This is a genomic window from Virgisporangium aliadipatigenens, assembly GCF_016863615.1.
GTDB lineage: Bacteria > Actinomycetota > Actinomycetes > Mycobacteriales > Micromonosporaceae > Virgisporangium > Virgisporangium aliadipatigenens.
On record NZ_BOPF01000063.1, the window covers coordinates 1 to 16,478 of the forward strand.

Here is a 16,478-nt window from a genome sequence, read left to right on the forward strand (position 1 = left end):
TCTTGCTAGGTTGGCCACCCCGTTCGGAGCAACCCCTCTATCTTACACATCCGGTTTCCCGTGTCAAGTCTCAATTTTCGTGAGACTTGCTTGGGCTACCAGACCGCAGCACGCTTTAACCGACCTGAGATCGGAAGCTGGGTGACTGCGAGAGATTCGGCAGACCGGCCGGCTTTTTCAAGCCCGCCCGGCTCCTGCCTGGCTCGGTAACTCTACCCGGTCGACTTCGTGTCCGCAACTCCCCGTTTCAGGAGAGACTTCCACACCGCCCGGTTGTCATCGGGCCGTCCATCCCGGCCGTTTCGGCCGTTTTGTCCGGTGCCCCGCGACGCAGAGAAAGTTACGCGGTCCGCTACCCCAACGTCAAATCGGGGTTCCATACCCGTTCATTTCAGGGCTAAACGGCGCTCCGTGATGACGCCGAGTGGCGGTAGCCGCCCGGCCGGACGTGCGCCGGCTCGCGCCGTGACGTTGAATGGCGAGGTGCCGTCCTTGTCGGCCGACGCCTTGTTCGGTCTCCTGCTGCCCTTCTGGCAACTGGTCCTCGGTGTGGCCGTCCTGGTGTTCGTTCTGGGGGCGGCGGTAAAGCTCGCCGGGCGCGGCCGGTCCCGGATGAACACCGCGATCGTCGTGACCGGCACCGCGCTGCTCGGCCTCATGGCCATCGGCGTCATCGCGGCATCCCGCTGAGCCGACCCCCGGTCGAACCTCCGCCGGGCCGCATCCCGAGCACCACCTCCCATCGCGCCGCCTTCAGCCGCGCATCCCGACAGCCACCTTCCGCCGTGCCGCCTTCGGCCGCGCAGAAGGCCCCACGGCCTGCGACCCATGCCCGCCGGCACCGCGACCGCCCGCCTCGCCGGACGGATAACCCCACCTGAAGACGGCCTCAGGCTCCACGGCATGCGCCCCGCGTCCGCCGGCGCCGCAGGCTCCCCCTCGCGGACGGACTCCGGCGGAGCGGCCCCGCGCCGAAGGAACCGGGCGGGTCTCCCGCGCGTAATGGGGTTCGACGGGGTGCGGACGATGGTGGCGTGGAGTGCGTCGACGAACCCGATCCCGAAACGTTCGCCGCGCGGGTGGTGCCGTGGCTCGAGCGTGCGCCCGTGCTCAACAGCCTGGTGCGCGCGGTACTCGACGCGCGGCTGGCCGGGCGTTCGCCGGTGTGGGAGGGCAGCGATGGATCCGGGTCGTCGACGGTGGGCAGCTGGTGGGCGTGGTCGTCTGGACCCGTCCCGGCATCCCGCTGTTGTCGGCCATGCCGGCCGAGGCAGCAGCGGCCGCCGGCCGGCACCTTGCGGGTCCCGGCCTTACCGGGGTCTCGGGTCCGGTTCCGGCAGGCCCGCGGGGACGACCGCGCGATCCTTGTGCACTGGTGGCGGGATTTCGCTCGAGAAGCCGTTCCACAGGATCCCGAACCGGACGTCGAAGCGATCGTGGACCGCGGCCTGGAGCGCGACGGACTTCTATGGCCTCTGGGACGACGACGGACCGTCCAGGCTGGTCGGCGTCAGCCCTCCGGCCGGCGGCGTGATCCGCATCGCACCCGGCTAAACCCCGCCGGACATGCGCGGACGTGGATACGCGAGCAGCGCGGTCGCCGGGGTGAGCCAGTGGGCGCTGGACAGCGGCGCCGTCGCGCTCAACCTCTACACGGATCTCGCCAATCCCACGAGTAACGCCATCTACCGACGGATCGGCTACCGGCGGGTGGGCGACGCCCGCGAGTGGGATCTCACGGGGTGAACCGTCAGTCGAGGCGGCGGTTGGCCAGGCTCGGCAGCTCCTGACGGATGCGGTCGAGACGGCTCAGGTCGAGCTCCGCGAACGTCACCCCGACCGTGTCCGGCGCCTGTGCCAGCACGGTCCCCCACGGATCGACGATCATGCTGCGGCCGAAGCAGGTCCGGCCGGGGTCGTGGTCCCCGATCTGGCCGGCCGCCACCACGTAGCACTGGTTCTCGATCGCGCGGGCACGCAGCAGCACCTCCCAGTGGTCCCGGCCGGTGTGCTGCATGAACGCCGCCGGCACCACCAGCACCGTCGCGCCGGCGATCGCGAGCCCGCGATACAGCTCGGGGAAGCGCAGGTCGTAGCAGATCGACAGGCCCCACGGCACGCCCTCGACCGGGGCGACGACGAGTTCAGTCCCGGGGGCGACCGTCTTCGACTCCTGGTACGACACCCGTCCGGGGATCTCCACGTCGTACAGGTGGATCTTCCGGTAGGCCGCGACCAGGGTGCCCGTGCGGTCGAAAACCGGCATCGTGTTGAACGTACGTTCGCTGTCCGGCCCCTCCTCGTGGAAGGAGCCCGCGAGCACCCAGATACCCAGGTCGCGGGCCGCCTCGGCGAAGAACTCGCAGTAGGGGCCGCCGAGCTGTTCGGGGGCGGGGGTCGTGCGGCCCGGGCCCAGGTAGTCCGTGTACTCCGGCAGCACCGCCACGTCGGCCCCGCCGTCGGCCGCACGGGCGAGCAGGTCACGGGCGACCTTCAGGTTGGCGTCCCGGTCGTCGCGGCTGTTGAGCTGGCAGACAGCGATGCGCATGAGAGCGAGCGTACGGCGCCGCGCCGTTACCGGACCAGCAGCACTTCCTGGCCCACCGGGCGGAATCCGGCATCGAGAAGCGCTCGGACGCTGGCGGCGTTCCCTGGAGCGATTTGAGCCCACAACGGACCGTCGGTGAGGTGACGCGCCGAGGTGGCGAGTGCCCGGCCGAGCCCACGGCCCCGATGCTCCGGGTCGACCTCGAGGGCGATCTCCCGCCGGCCGGCGAGCCCCCGTCCGAGGATGAGGGTCCCGCCGGTACAGCTCCACACACGGACCTCCGTGCGGTAGCCCAGCGCGCGACGGACGCGAGGGTGATCGCGGTCCTCGATCGGGGTCAGCGCGAGGGGCGGCGGGCCGGGCAGCGGCGACGCGAGGCCGAGCATGTCGACGGACTCCGGCGCGACCCCGAAGGCGTCGACGAGATCGGCGAGGAACGGCGGCACAAACGCGTGTCCCAGGTCCCAGGTCCTCAACCGCGCGTCGACGAACGCCTGGTCGACCCCGACGACGTAGACCCGCCCGGTGAACCCCACCACGCCCGCCTTCGCGCCGGATACGGCCGGGACGGCGACAACCGCGCCGTCCGGCTCCGGATACACGCCGTCCTCGACCGCGGCGAGCACCTCTTCGAGGCGCTCAGGGGCGGACGAGGGCGTCGGGCTACCCGAGACCATGATCGTGGAACGTCAGCGGCTGTGCGTCCCGCTGAGGCGGCCTCAGGCCGACTTCTCCTCGCGGTCGGCCCGGCGACGGCCGGCCCGGTGCGACGTGAAGTCCCGCGGGACGATCGTCGGGTTGACGTTGTTGAGCACGACCTCGCGGGTGATGAGCACGCGCGCGACGTTGGGGTTGCTCGGGACCTCGTACATCACGGAGAGAAGCACTTCTTCCATGATGGCCCGAAGGCCACGGGCACCGGTGCCGCGCAGGATGGCCTGGTCGGCGATGGCCGCGAGCGCCTCCGCCTCGAACTCCAGCTCCACGCCGTCGAGCTCGAACAGCCGCTGGTACTGCCGGACGAGCGCGTTGCGCGGCTCGCTCAGGATCTTGACCAGGGCCTCGCGGTCCAGGCTGCGCACGCTGGTGATCACCGGCAGCCGCCCGATGAACTCCGGGATCAGCCCGAACTTGAGCAGGTCCTCCGGCATGACCTCGGAGAAGTTGTCATCGACCGACTTGTCGGAGATCGAACGGAGGTTGGCACCGAAGCCCAGACCGTTCTTACCCACCCGTGCCTGGATCACCTTGTCGAGGCCGGCGAAGGCCCCGCCGCAGATGAACAGCACGTTGGTGGTGTCGATCTGGATGAACTCCTGGTGCGGGTGCTTACGCCCACCCTGTGGTGGAACGTTGGCGACGGTGCCCTCGATGATCTTCAGCAGCGCCTGCTGGACACCCTCGCCGGAGACGTCCCGAGTGATCGACGGGTTTTCCGACTTGCGCGCGATCTTGTCGACCTCGTCGATGTAGACGATGCCGGTCTCCGCGCGCCGGATGTCGTAGTCGGCGGCCTGGATCAGCTTGAGGAGGATGTTTTCGACGTCCTCGCCGACGTAGCCCGCCTCCGTCAGCGCGGTGGCGTCCGCGATCGCGAACGGCACGTTGAGCATGCGCGCCAGCGTCTGGGCCAGGTGCGTCTTGCCGCAGCCCGTGGGCCCGATCAGCATGATGTTGGACTTGGCCAGCTCGACGCTGTCGCTGGGACCGCCGGCCGACTCCGCCTGGATGCGCTTGTAGTGGTTGTAGACCGCCACGGCGAGCGCCTTCTTCGCCTGGTCCTGACCGACCACGTACTGGTCGAGGAAGGAGCAGATCTCCATCGGCTTGGGCAGCTCGTCGAACTTGACGTCGCCCGATTCCGCGAGCTCTTCCTCGATGATCTCGTTGCAGAGGTCGATGCACTCGTCGCAGATGTACACGCCGGGACCGGCGATGAGCTTCTTCACCTGCTTCTGCGACTTGCCGCAGAACGAGCACTTGAGCAGGTCGCCACCGTCGCCGATCCGTGCCACCTACGGTCTCCCTGCACTCTTGGCCGAACCTCGTGGCCCGGTCTCTGCCTGCTGCGCCCGAAGGCGAGATGCTCACCGCGCCCGAGGGCGAGATTCAGCGGGCCTGCCGGCCGCTCCTGACGACGTTACCTGGTTGGAGTCGCAACTCCGACCCCTCTACGGGGGGTGTCTTTGAAACCTCTTGCCGGAACTGTCGGCGCGACGCGGCGCTGTCCTATAGCCTCTCGGCCGGAATGTCCGGTTGGCCAGGCTCGCCGGCCAACCGGACGACAGTCCGTACCGCTGATACTCAGTTGGACGCGGTGGACGCGAGCGTCTTCTTGCGGCTGCTGAGCACCTGGTCGACGAGGCCGTACTCCTTGGCCTCGGCCGCCGTCAGGATCTTGTCCCGGTCGATGTCCTTGCGGACCAGCTCGATCGCCCGGTTGCTGTGCTGCGAGATCAACGTCTCCAGCAGCGTCCGCATCCGCAGGATCTCCTTGGCCTGGATCTCGATGTCCGATCCCTGACCGTAGCCGCCCTCGGTGGCCGGCTGGTGGATGATGATCCGCGAGTTGGACAGCGCCATGCGCTTGCCGGGCGTGCCGGCCGCCAGGAGCACCGCGGCGGCGCTCGCGGCCTGCCCGAGGCAGACCGTCTGGATGTCCGGCCGCACGAACTGCATCGTGTCGTAGATCGCCGTCATCGCCGTGAACGAGCCGCCGGGCGAGTTGATGTACATCGTGATGTCGCGGTCCGGGTCCGCCGACTCGAGGGTCAGCAGCTGGGCCATCACGTCGTTGGCCGACGCGTCGTCCACCTGGACGCCGAGGAAGATGATCCGCTCCTCGAACATCTTGTTGTACGGGTTGGACTCCTTGACCCCGTACGACGTGCGCTCGACGAAGGACGGCAGAACGTAGCGGTTGTGAATTTCCATATCCGTCCTCAGCTCCGAGTACCGGCACCCTCGGGGACCTGGCGGGCCCCGGTGACGACGTGGTCGATGAACCCGTAGTCCAGCGCCTCCTGGGCGGTGAACCAACGGTCGCGGTCGGAATCCGCCTCGATCTGGTCCTGCGACTGGCCGGTGTGCGCGGCCACCCGCTCCTGGAACATCCGCTTGGTGTACAGCATCTGCTCGGCCTGGATGGCGATGTCGGAGGCGGTACCACCGATCCCGCCCGACGGCTGGTGCATCATGATCCGCGCGTGCGGCAGGGCGTAACGCTTGCCCCGCGTACCGGCGCACAGCAGCAGCTGGCCCATCGACGCGGCCATGCCCATCCCGATCGTCGCCACGTCGTTGGAGACGAACTGCATGGTGTCGTAGATCGCCATCCCGGCGTAGACCGAACCGCCCGGGGAGTTGATGTACAGGTTGATGTCGCGCTCGGGGTCGTCCGCGGCGAGCAGCAGCAGCTGCGCGCAGATGCGGTTGGCCACCTGGTCGTTGACCTCGCTGCCCAGGATGATGATGCGCTCCTTGAGCAGGCGGTTGTACACCGAGTCATCCAGACTGGCCAGGTCAATGCCAGCACCGCGAGCGACCGGCGTCGCTGGAATGTGCAGGTCGGTCATGGCACCCCTTCAGTTCAAAGTCTTGATACGCCGACACTAACCGCTGAAACGGGTGGAGACCGGCAGCGTCAGCGCTTTTCGCTGTCAGCGCACCGGCCCCCGTACCCGTCCGGGCTCAGTGGTTGTGGTCGTGCTCCTCTTCCTCACCGCGGAGGTCGGCCAGGCTCAGCCGCGTTCCCTCGGAATCGGTGATGACGACGCGGTCCAGGATCGCGGCAAGAGCCTTGCCGCGACGGACGTCGCCGTAGACGACGCCGGCCGCGCCCGCCTGGACCAGCTGGTCGTAATACTGCTGCGGGGGAACGCCCGCGCGCTGCGCGCGGTGCACCACCTCGTGACCGAACTCGTCGTCGCTGACCTGCACATCCTCGGCATCGGCGAACGCGTCCAGGATCAACTGGATCTGCACCGCCTCGCGGGAGGCCTCGGTCAGCTCCTCGTCGATCTCTTCCTCGGTCTTCTCCTGCTCGGCGAGGTAGTCCTCGAGCGTGGCGCCGGCGCGCTCCAGCTGGCTGCGCATCGACTCCTTGCGGCTCTCGACCTCGTCCTGCACGACCGTCTCCGGCGACGGAACGTCGGTCGCCGCCACCAGCTCCTTCAGCGCCTTGTCCCGCGCCGTGTAGAGCGTCTCGAGGCGGGCGACGCGCAGCAGCCGCTCGCGGAGGTCGTTGCGGATCTCCTCCAGCGTGTCGAACTCGCTCGCCAGCTGCGCGAAGTCGTCGTCCAGCGCCGGCAGGTCCTTGCTCTTCACGGAGCGAACGGTCACCGAGACCTCGGCGTCCTTGCCCGCGTGGTCGCCGCCCACGAGCTGACTCGTGAACGACTTCGCCTCACCGGCCGACATGCCGACCAGCGCCTCGTCGAGACCCGGCAGCAGCTTGCCGCTGCCCACCTCGTGCGACACGTTGGTGGCGGTACCGCCCTCGACCTCGACGCCGTCGACCGTGGCGGCCAGGTCGATCTGCACGTAGTCGCCGTTGTCGGCGGGGCGCTCCACGGTCTTCAACGTCGCGAACCGCTCGCGCAGCGCGTCGACCTGCTCGTCGATCTGCTCCTCGGCGACCGACACGGCCTCGACCTCGACCGCGATGTCCTCCGGCTTCGGCAGCACGATCTCCGGCCGCACGTCGACCTCGGCCGTGAACTTCAGCGGCTCCCCGTCGGAGAACTCGGTGATCTCCACGGCCGGGCGGCCCAACGTCTTCACGTCGTGCTCGCGCACCGCGGCCACGATCTGCGCCGGGATGACCTCCTGCACCGCCTCGTTGAGCACCGCGCCACGGCCGACCCGCTTGTCGATCACGGCCGGCGGTACCTTGCCCCGACGGAAGCCGGGGATGTTGACCTGGGCTCCGATCTCCCGGTACGCCTTCTGCAGACTCGGCTGGAGCTCGGCGAACGGCACCTCGATAGCGAGCTTCACCCGAGTCGGGCTCAGGATCTCGACGGTGCTTTCCACAGGTTCTTCTCCTCGGCTACTTTGTTGATCAAGTCGGGGTGGCGGGATTTGAACCCACGGCCCCTCGCTCCCAAAGCGAGTGCGCTACCAAGCTGCGCCACACCCCGCGGCGAGTGCAGTGTATTCGGTCACGACGGTACGTCGGTGGCGGGGCCGTGCGCGGCCCTCGGTGGATTGGGTACTCTGTTACGCGCTGCCCGGACAGGGTGGCTGCGCGGGCGTAGCTCAATGGCAGAGTCTCAGTCTTCCAAACTGATTGTGCGGGTTCGATTCCCGTCGCCCGCTCTCTTCCAAAGGTCCAGGCCAGCGGCTTGAACAGCCCACCTGGGCCTTCTTCTTTGCCGCCGGTTTAATCTTGCGGGCCATTAGCCCCGGCCGTGCCACCTGGGCGCGCCCTCGCCGGCCCGACTCCTCAGCTCCCCGCCCGGTCGGCTTTCGGCTTCGCGAGTCCGCCCTCCGCTTCACGCGCCGGCCCCGCCCTTCCGACCACCTTCTTGGTCCGGGACTTCTTGTCCTTCTTGTCCGAGTTCTTGGCGACGGCCTTCCTCGTCACCTTTTGATCCGGCGGCCTATCCCGTCCGCGATCTCCCAATCCCGCTCGCTGGTCGCGTGCTGGTAGACCAGTGCGGCCCGCCTCGAGGAGCGCCCCATCCGGTGCATCAGCTCCCAAGTGCTCGCCCCGGACGCCGCCGCGATCGTGTTGCCCGTGTGACGTAGATCGTCGGAGTGGAGAGCGACCGACGGAGCGTCTCCTCCCACTTCCCCGCACGCCGGAAATCACGGCTCGAAGGACACACCGAGGATCTGGCGAGTACGCGGCCCGGCTCCCGACCGGTACCGCGGCCTGCGAAGAAGTTCCTCGCCGGCCGCGGTACCAACGGCACGCGGCGCCAAGGGCTACCGCCCCCGGGACAACCGCCTCCCCTTCAACCCGTCCCGGAACACCGTGACGGTCCGTCTTCTCGCCGACTCGTCCTCACCCGCGTGCCCGACCGCCGCGACCGCGCCAACGGCCAACAGGAGCAGGTCGTCCACGCCGATGTCCTTGCGCATCGTGCCCCCACGCTGTGCCCGCTGCAGCAGCACCGCGAGCGCCTGCCGCAGCGAGGAGTCCTCTCCGGACGCGGCGAACGTCGCCTCCTCCGGGTGGTGCAACACCAGCTTGACGAAGAAGTCGCCCAGTGCCTTGCCCGCGTCCCTCTCCTTCGTCAGAGCGACGACGTCACTCGTCAGTTGTTCGAGCTGACCCGTCATATCCGCCTCCACAGCGCGTTCTTGGTCGCGAGGTGCCGGTACGACGTTCCGACGCGCCGCAATGATGCGGATTCCGTTTCGGGACGCGTCCGAGCGCGGTGATCGCTCGAGCATGAGCAGGGAACGCCGAGATCAACCGGCTGATTGTTGCGAGCAGTTTACGCACAACATCGGCTCTCCGGCTGTCCCGATCGACGTCGCAATTCGGGGCGAGCGCATCAGTCGAATTTCCGGCACAAACGGAGCCACGGCTCCGGATCGCCTCGTTTCACAATTAGCCGAACGCCGATTCAACGTCATGGAACAGGGCGGAACCAGGCGGAGTCGCATCCGATGGCGACGTCGAATGGAAGCTAACCCGCCCGATACCTGGACAGGTCTCCGCCCGTCGGATCCGTCGACAGATGCCCAGGTCACCGGCAAGATCGTCGCCGACTCGGACCCACGGCACTCCCACCACGGTCTCGGCGGGGTGCAAAGCGCTTAGCCGAGGAATGCGATGACCCGACCGAGCCGGCCGTTCACCGCACGGGTCGCCCGCCAAGGAGGTGAACCCGAAAAGCATCCGATCACTAACCGCTGTCCCAGACTTCCCCGCCGAAATCGACGCCCGAGGAAAATCCCCGGAATCCTGATACAGAGATCGACGATCCCCTCCGGAGGCCCCCGCGTGGACAAAGACTTCGACTTCGACGAACTCGCCGCGAAGTTCGACCGGATCTTGCCCATCCTGGAGCCGGTCACCGAGCGCATCGCCGACCACCTCGGCCCGCTGACCCCCGGTACCGAACTCCTCGACCTGGCCTGCGGCACCGGCGAACCCGGCCTCACCCTCCTGGCCCGCAACCCGGGAGCACGGCTCCGGGGCGTGGACGCGGCACCCGCCATGGCCGCCGTCGCCGCGAAGAAGGCCGCCGCGAAAGGCCTTCCCGACGTGCGCTTCGAGGTCATGGACAGTCTCGGCCTCGGCATCGAGGACCGGGGTGTCGACGCCGTGGTGTCGCGGTTCGGGGTGCTGAGTCTTGTGCCCGATCCGCGGGTCGAGGCCCGGGAGGTGGCCCGGGTGCTGCGGCTCGGCGGTCGGTTCGTCATCGCGACCTGGGACGCGGGCAGCAAGAACATCGTGTCGTACGCGCTGGCCGCGGCCCTGCGGCCGTGGTTGCGCCCGCCGGTCGTGGCGGCGTTGGAGCGGCAGGAGCACTTCGCCATGCCCGGGCGGCGGGAGGCCTGGCTGAGCGAGGCCGGGTTCGCCGACGTGCGCAGCGAGCTGTTCAGCTGGTCGGTCGGATTCGCGGACGAGGCGCGGCTGTGGGCGTTCGCCGACGATCCGATGTTCCTGCGGTCGGTTGCGGGTGATCTTGACACCGCGCAGCTGGCTCACGTCCGCGAGACAATGTTCGACCTGGTCACGGAGTATCGGCAGGCGGACGGTTCGTACCGGTTGCCGTACGCCTGCCGGATTCTCTGGGGTGTGCGTTGACAGCAGCATTTCGCGGGTCCGTCGGGGGCACTACCGTTGCCTCCCGGGCCGCACCGCTGGGCCCTGCGGGCCTACGCTTCCACGCCCGCGTGCAGTCGCGGCGCCTCCGGCGGCCGGATCTCCCGCCCGTTCACCCGCACCCGGAGCGCGAACAGCAGCGGTTCGACGATCTCGGCGGGCGCGTCGCCGCGTGAGCGGTGCCACCGCAGCGCCGCGACGTCCAGCTGCAACGCGTGCCGCCGCCGTACCTGTCGATAGGCCGCCCAGCCGCCCCGGCGCAGGGCCGCCGTCCGTTCGGCCCGGCGCCGCGACGCGCTGGCCAGCGCCTCCGCCTCCGCCGGGGTGACCGCGGCCGCCGGTTCCGCCGTCTCGGCCCACAGCTCCGCCGACAGGCCGGCGCCCTGGCTGCGCAGCGCGCGGCGCAGCAGCACCCCGGCGATCGCGATCAGCGGGCCCTGGACGATCAGGGTGACCAGCGGCAGCGCGACGAGGACCCAGTTCCGTGGCAGGAGGCCGACGACCACGTTGTACAGCGCGTGGCAGCCGGCCGGGGCCACGACGCCGCAGGCGATGGCGGTGCGCCGCAGGCGCGGGTCGCGCAGCTGGCACGCCGCGCCGATGCCCGCCCCGCACACCGCCGAGAAGACCGTGTGCGCCGCGAACAGGTCGAGGTACTGGCGCACCAGGTACTGCGTGGCGGCCGAGTCGGCGCCGGTCATGTGGGTGACCGTCTCCGTCAGGTTGAACCCGAGCCCGACGGCCGCCCCGAGCACCATGCCGGAGACGATGCCGTCGACCCGCCGCCTGGCCAGCAGGCACGCGACGGCGATCCCGGCGCCCTTGGCGAGTTCCTCGACGGGGCCGGCGTTGATCCCGCACAGCGGCCGGACGAGGGTCGCATCGCTGAACTCCCGCAGGTAGGCCCCCGCGGACTGCAGGCACAGCTCGTTGACCTCGTGCGCGTAGCCCGCGGCGACCAGCGCCCCCCAGCCGAACACCGCCAGGTACAGCCGAACCGGAACCCGCCGGTGCCGCTGCACCTGGTACACCAGCCACAGCCCGAACGCCGTCGGCGGCACACACGCCAGCACCGCCGAAGGCGCGGACACCAGCGCGATCACCGGCCCCGCCACGAACGGCACGAGCAGCGCCACGACCACCGAGACGCAGAACCTGCGCGGCAGCACCCCGTCGGGCGAACGTCGACCCGCGAACCACCATCTGAAGAGCAACGACACCCAGACCGTCGCCACCCCCGGCATCAGCACCCGCAGCAGTTCCGACATCTGCTCCTCGAACGCCCCACGCCCCGGCCGCACCTGGAACACGAGCGCGGCGAGCAGGAACCCGACGGCCATCCACTGCACGATGTAGAAGACCCGCTGCCACGACCGGTCGGGCCCGACGAACGGCGGGTTCATCGGGCGACTCCCGTCAGCTGCGCCGCACCGGCGGGTTGGCTGGAGGTCCGGGGCGGATCGGGCACGGGATGGCGCAGCGCGAACGCCAGGACGACGGCGACGCCGCCCATCAGCATCCCGACGAGGCCGGCCAGCAGCAGCACCCGGAAGTGCGGCCGGCTCTCGTAGCCCGGCACCTGACGGACCGGCGTCAGCCCGATCCGAAGGCTCTCGACGAACTCCCTGGTCAACCGGCCGGTCCGCAGGAAGAAGCGCACGATCAGGAGCTTCTTCTCCGGCCGCAGCTTCGGCAGCAGGGCCGAACCGACGGTGGCGACGGCCGCGCTGACGGCGGCGACGGTTGCGGCGACGGCGTAGTCGCGGGGCGCGGAGGTCACATGCACCTGCCCCGCGCCGCCGAACTGCCGTTCCAGGGCGGCGGCGCCGGCGAGGTGGTACGCCGCGATGCCGGTGTAGGCGACGACCAGCATCGCCGAGTACACGACGTGCAGCCGGCACAGCAGAAGAAGTGCGGCCAGCGCGAGGAACCCCGTGGCCGCGTAGGCGACGGTGGCGCTGTCCTGCACGAGCGCGCGATCCCGGGCGTCGTCGACGTACTCCAGTCGCCACCCGGTCTTGTCGCCGGCGTCGGCGAGCAGCACCATGCCCCCGAGGAGCGGCAGCAGGAACGCGACCAGCCGGATCGACGGCCCGCGCACGCCGACGGAGATCGACGTCAGCGCCACCACCGCACTCCACGGCAGCGCGCCGACCATGAAGTACCGGACGAAGTCGCCGGCGTCGGCACTGAGCGCACCGGTGTCGAAGTGCATGTAGCCCGGTTGATGGCGGATGTTGCCGGAGGTCAGCCAGTCCCCGCTCTCGAGCGTCGCGAGCACCGCGGCGGACCCGACGGTGGCCACCAGGCCGCCCCAGCGCAGCGTGTGACCCACGCGCGTGCGCAGTGCCACGACACCCCCCGTTGATCAACCACCGCATCTGCCGCACGCAAGATACCGGCGGACGTCGATCTGGGGAAACCCGCGGCTCGGGGGTCGGGCAACAGCCTCCAGGCGTGCCCGCACGCGACACAGGTCCCGTTCACCGGCGGAAGCGCATCCCCTGCTCGCGCAGTTCCGCCACGAACGACGGAATGCTCTCGATCTGCTCGCCGGCGCGGCGCTCGACGGATTCGAGTTCCTCCGCGCGCAGCGGCTCGGTCCCCAGCGACATCTCCAGCCGTTCCGTCAGCCGGCTGAGCCGCAGCCCGATCCGCCGCACGAGCAGGTCCGGGGACGCCCGCAGCGGCACTCCCCCGGCGGCCTCGTAGGCGTCCGCCACCCGTCGCGGGGCGCCGAAGGCGTAGGCCGCGTGGGCCGCCTCCAGCGGTGCGCTGTCCGGGCCGACGGCGTCCCAGTCGATCAGCACGGGACCCGTCGGGGTGATCATGACGTTCCAGGGCTCGACGTCGCGGTGGGTGGTGACGTAGCGGCCCGACGCGGCGAAGACGCCGCTGATCCACTCGACCGTCGCCAGCAGGGCGGGGAGCCCGGCGCGCAGCGGACCGGCCCAGCGCCGGCCGCGCCGGGAGCCCTCGGCGAGAAGTTCCTCCCACCGGTCGTGGACGCCGTACACCTCGGGCTCCGCGCGCTCGAGCGGGGCGATCGCGTGCAAACGCGCCAACGTCGTCCCGAGCCACTCCGACACGTCGTCGTCCGCGGTCAGGTCGCGGCCGTCGATCCACTCGTAGACCCGCACGCTCCGGGTCGTCCCGAGGAGTCGCGGCACGTCCACCCCGGCCTTCTCGACTTCCCGGTCGAACGTCGTGAGCGCGCCGCCCTCCTTCAGGAAGAAGCGCCCGTCCGGAGTGTCCAGGCGCCAGGTGCGGGCACTGCGAAAGCCGAGCGGCACGGCACGACCCAGGTCGAGCTCATCGACGTTCACCCGAAAAGATCGCGGACCCAGGTGACCGCGGACATGACCCACGACGTCTGCTGGAGGAACGTCAACCCGACGATCGCCAGGAACCCGCCGGTGACCGCGTGCGCGACGCGGGCCGTGCGGCGGGTGCGGCCCAGGCGCTGCACCAGCACCAGCCGTCCGACCAGCCGCGACAGGGCGAACAGGCCGGCCGCGACGGCCAGGATCACCAGGAACATCACCAGCGGCCCGCTCAGGTTGCCGCTGCTGCTGGAGGTGGCCCAGATCCCCCAGCAGATGAACGCGAACGCCGCCCCGATGCCGGAGTACTCCCAGCCGAGCTTGAGGGTGCGCGGGTCCTCGTCGACCGGCGCGTGCCACGGCAGCGGCGGCGGCTCGGCGTGCACGGGGTCGACGACCACGCCGGTGTCGTCGCGGCGCGGGCGCGGCGGCGGAACGACGGCCCGGCCGCGGATGGGCTGCTCGCGCTGCAGGTTGACCGGCGCGGTGGCCGGCTGCTGGTGCACGCGGGTCCGGGGCTGCTCCTGGTGCGGCTGCATCTCGCTCCTTTGCTGAGTGGCCGGTGGGGAGTCGGAGTCGTGCCAGTCGACCCCGATGTCCGGCACCCCGTACGAACGGACCAACTGTCCCAAATGAGCCACCCAACCGTCGAGTTCGCGGGTGTCGGGTCGGTCGGCCGGCCGGTCGGCGACGGCTGCCTGGAGATGGTCCCGCAGCCGGGGTGACCGTTCCAGCATCGGATGGTGGCGCAACACCGACCACGGCGGCGGGTCGGGTATCCCCCGCGCGCTCTCCACCCGCGGGTAGGTGCCGGTCACCAGGTAGTACGCGACCGCGCCGAACCCGTGCACGTCGTAGGCGGGCGTGACGGCCCGCGCCCCGTCGAACGCCTCCGGCCCGCCCGCCTCCGGCGTGTAGGAGACCTGGGTGATCTCCTCGGAGCGCCAGTACCGCGCGCCGGTGAAGTCGATCAGCCGGATGCCGCCGTCGCTCAGCACCATCACGTTGGCCGGTTTGACGTCCATGTGCAGCACCGGCGTCGCCCCGAACGACTGCGGGTGGTGCAGGTCGCGCAGCACCCCGGCCAGGGTGGCGAGGGCCGTGACGGCGTTGATCCGGCTGCCCTGCCAGGTGTTGCGCTGGGCCACGTACTCGCGCAGGTTGACGCCGTGCAGGTACTCGTACACCTGGTACGGGACGGCGTCGCCGGTGGCCGGCCGCTCGCCGGAGCGGTGCGGCGGCGGCCCGTAGAACCCGTCGGAGCGGCGGCAGATGTGCGGCACGCCCCGGTTGTTGAGGTCCATGAGGACGGCGTCGCCCTTGTCCCAGGAGCGCAGCTCGTCGGCGAGCGAACGGTTGGGGTCGATCCGGAAGATCTTCACCGTCATCGGGGCCGACGACACGCCGCCGGTGACCCGCACGCCGCGGTACACGTCCGCCTGGCCGCCCGCGCCGAGCTTCTCGACGAGGCGGTACCGCTGGTGGGTCTCCGGCAGGGGGCTGACCGGACCGCACACCAGTTCCAACCCGCCCCGCATCACCGTTCCACCCTACCGAGGCGGTAAATGCCTCGCGGTCCGGTGACCCGCGCGCTAGGAACGGTCTGTGAGCGACATCCGGTTCCGCCTCGCGACCGCGGACGACTTCCCGACCATCCGGCACGTGATCAACAGGGCGTTCGGCAGCGAGCGGGACGAGGGGTTCAGCCGGCTGTCGATCGCGCTCGCGGAGCCCGCGCGCAACATCGTCGCCGTCGACGGCGAGCAGATCGTGGGCAACGCCGGCGCCTACACGCGCGACCTGACCGTGCCGGGCGCGGTGCTCCCCGCGGCGCACGTCACCTGGGTCTCCGTCCTGCCGACGCACCGGCGGCGCGGCATCCTGCGCGAGCTGATGCACCGCCAGCTGCGGGAGTTGCACGAGGCGCGCCGCGAGCCGATCGCGGTGCTGTGGGCCAGCGAGGCGCGGATCTACCAGCGCTACGGGTACGGCCTGGCCAGCTACAACCTGGACCTCGAGGCCGACCTGCGGGACGTGCGCTTCCTGCCCGGCCCGCGCGGCACGGGGACGCTGCGCGAGGCGCTGCCCGGCGAGGCGCTCAAGGAGATGACCGAGGTGTACGAGCGGGTGCGCCCGACCCGCCCGGGCTGGTCCAGCCGCACCCCGGGCTGGTGGGACCGGATCCTGTACGACATGCCCGGCAGCGGGTTCACCGGGCGGCACGCGCTGCTGTACGAGACGGCCGACGGCTGCGACGGGTACGCGGTGTGGCGCACCCGCAGCGACTGGGCGCGCACCGGCCCGGCGGGTGCCGTCGAGGTCAAGGAGGTCGTCGCGGCCACCCCCGAGGCGTACGCCGAGCTGTGGCGGTTCCTGCTCTCGGTCGACCTCATGCGCACGCTCACCTACATGGGCGCGCCGGACGAGCCGCTGACGGTTCTCGTCGACGAGCCCAAGACGCTCGGCGGCCGGATCGCCGACGGGTTGTGGCTGCGGATCGTGGACGTGCCGGCCGCGCTGGCCGCCCGCCGTTACCCGGTCCCCGTCGACCTGGTGCTGGAGGTGAGCGACGGGCTTCTTCCGGGGAACGCGGGACGCTGGCGCCTGACCAACGCCAGCTGCGCGGCGACCTCGGATCCGGCCGACCTCGCCCTCGACGTCGCCGACCTTGGTGCGGCGTTCCTCGGCGGGACGGCGCTCGGTGCGCTGGCGGCCGCCGGACGGGTGCGGGAGCTGAGCGAAGGCTCGCTCGCTTTGGCGTCGGCGGCGTTCTCGTGGGCCCGCCAGCCCGTCTCCATCGAGATTTTCTGACCGCATCGGT

16 protein-coding genes and 2 tRNA genes are annotated in these 16,478 nt (G+C 70.3%); 5 read left to right on the top strand and 13 right to left on the bottom strand.

All coding sequences use genetic code 11. From position 1 onward, the window contains the following. Positions 1-483: 483 nt before the first annotated feature. Positions 484-690 carry a hypothetical protein gene (locus tag Val02_RS44600; RefSeq protein ID WP_239153809.1) on the top strand — a complete coding sequence of 69 codons (207 nt, stop codon included), beginning with the start codon at positions 484-486 and terminating at the stop codon, positions 688-690. 876 nt (positions 691-1,566) lie between these two features. Beyond that, entirely contained in the window at positions 1,567-1,746 is a 180-nt protein-coding gene (locus Val02_RS44605) for a GNAT family N-acetyltransferase (protein ID WP_203905442.1), read from the top strand. A 4-nt stretch (positions 1,747-1,750) separates the two neighbouring features. Here Val02_RS44605 and Val02_RS44610 read toward each other — a convergent pair whose 3' ends face one another. The 7 genes from Val02_RS44610 to Val02_RS44640 all read right to left on the bottom strand — a co-directional run bounded on the left by Val02_RS44610 (position 1,751) and on the right by Val02_RS44640 (position 7,689). Further along, complete coding sequence (locus Val02_RS44610; protein ID WP_203905443.1) at positions 1,751-2,548, bottom strand: carbon-nitrogen hydrolase family protein; 798 nt, start codon at positions 2,546-2,548, stop codon at positions 1,751-1,753. 26 nt (positions 2,549-2,574) lie between these two features. Further along, a complete protein-coding gene (locus Val02_RS44615; RefSeq protein WP_203905444.1) occupies positions 2,575-3,225 on the bottom strand; it encodes a GNAT family N-acetyltransferase in 651 nt (216 codons plus the stop codon). A gap of 42 nt (positions 3,226-3,267) precedes the next feature. Beyond that, positions 3,268-4,563, bottom strand: coding sequence for an ATP-dependent Clp protease ATP-binding subunit ClpX (gene clpX / locus Val02_RS44620; RefSeq protein ID WP_203905445.1), 1,296 nt, complete (start codon positions 4,561-4,563; stop codon positions 3,268-3,270). 289 nt (positions 4,564-4,852) lie between these two features. Next, complete coding sequence (locus Val02_RS44625; RefSeq protein WP_203905446.1) at positions 4,853-5,482, bottom strand: ATP-dependent Clp protease proteolytic subunit; 630 nt, start codon at positions 5,480-5,482, stop codon at positions 4,853-4,855. A gap of 8 nt (positions 5,483-5,490) precedes the next feature. After that, positions 5,491-6,123, bottom strand: coding sequence for a ClpP family protease (locus Val02_RS44630; protein ID WP_203905447.1), 633 nt, complete (start codon positions 6,121-6,123; stop codon positions 5,491-5,493). Between the two features lie 115 nt (positions 6,124-6,238). Beyond that, on the bottom strand, positions 6,239-7,582 hold the full coding sequence (gene tig / locus Val02_RS44635; protein ID WP_203905448.1) for a trigger factor: 1,344 nt from the start codon (positions 7,580-7,582) through the stop codon (positions 6,239-6,241). 33 nt (positions 7,583-7,615) lie between these two features. Continuing rightward, a tRNA-Pro gene (locus Val02_RS44640) sits at positions 7,616-7,689 on the bottom strand. Positions 7,690-7,796: 107 nt separating this feature from the next. Here Val02_RS44640 and Val02_RS44645 point away from each other — a divergent pair. After that, positions 7,797-7,867: transfer RNA gene (locus Val02_RS44645), tRNA-Gly, on the top strand. Positions 7,868-7,994: 127 nt separating this feature from the next. Here Val02_RS44645 and Val02_RS44650 read toward each other — a convergent pair. Further along, positions 7,995-8,135, bottom strand: a complete 141-nt coding sequence (locus Val02_RS44650) for a hypothetical protein (RefSeq protein WP_203905449.1) — start codon at positions 8,133-8,135, stop codon at positions 7,995-7,997. A gap of 344 nt (positions 8,136-8,479) precedes the next feature. Further along, positions 8,480-8,836 carry an SbtR family transcriptional regulator gene (locus Val02_RS44655; protein ID WP_203905450.1) on the bottom strand — a complete coding sequence of 119 codons (357 nt, stop codon included), beginning with the start codon at positions 8,834-8,836 and terminating at the stop codon, positions 8,480-8,482. A gap of 670 nt (positions 8,837-9,506) precedes the next feature. Between Val02_RS44655 and Val02_RS44660 the strand changes: the two genes are divergently transcribed. Next, positions 9,507-10,316, top strand: a complete 810-nt coding sequence (locus tag Val02_RS44660) for a class I SAM-dependent methyltransferase (protein ID WP_203905451.1) — start codon at positions 9,507-9,509, stop codon at positions 10,314-10,316. A gap of 71 nt (positions 10,317-10,387) precedes the next feature. Here the strand turns inward: Val02_RS44660 and Val02_RS44665 are convergent, their stop codons facing one another. From Val02_RS44665 to Val02_RS44680, 4 genes are all read right to left on the bottom strand, one after another. After that, positions 10,388-11,737 (bottom strand): PrsW family intramembrane metalloprotease, encoded by a 1,350-nt coding sequence (locus Val02_RS44665; RefSeq protein WP_203905452.1) that lies wholly within the window; start codon positions 11,735-11,737, stop codon positions 10,388-10,390. Next, the gene (locus Val02_RS44670; RefSeq protein WP_203905453.1) at positions 11,734-12,687 is read right to left on the bottom strand and encodes a hypothetical protein; all 954 of its coding nucleotides are present in this window, start codon (positions 12,685-12,687) and stop codon (positions 11,734-11,736) included. The genes Val02_RS44665 and Val02_RS44670 overlap by 4 nt, the downstream gene beginning before the upstream one ends. A gap of 130 nt (positions 12,688-12,817) precedes the next feature. Further along, on the bottom strand, positions 12,818-13,660 hold the full coding sequence (locus tag Val02_RS44675; protein ID WP_203905454.1) for a phosphotransferase: 843 nt from the start codon (positions 13,658-13,660) through the stop codon (positions 12,818-12,820). Then, positions 13,657-15,195: a serine/threonine protein kinase gene (locus tag Val02_RS44680; RefSeq protein ID WP_203905455.1), complete on the bottom strand. Its 1,539-nt coding sequence runs from the start codon at positions 15,193-15,195 to the stop codon at positions 13,657-13,659. The genes Val02_RS44675 and Val02_RS44680 overlap by 4 nt, the downstream gene beginning before the upstream one ends. A 67-nt stretch (positions 15,196-15,262) precedes the next feature. On the opposite strand from Val02_RS44680, the gene Val02_RS44685 reads away from it, so the two are divergent. Beyond that, entirely contained in the window at positions 15,263-16,468 is a 1,206-nt protein-coding gene (locus tag Val02_RS44685; RefSeq protein ID WP_203905456.1) for a GNAT family N-acetyltransferase, read from the top strand. Positions 16,469-16,478: the final 10 nt, after the last annotated feature.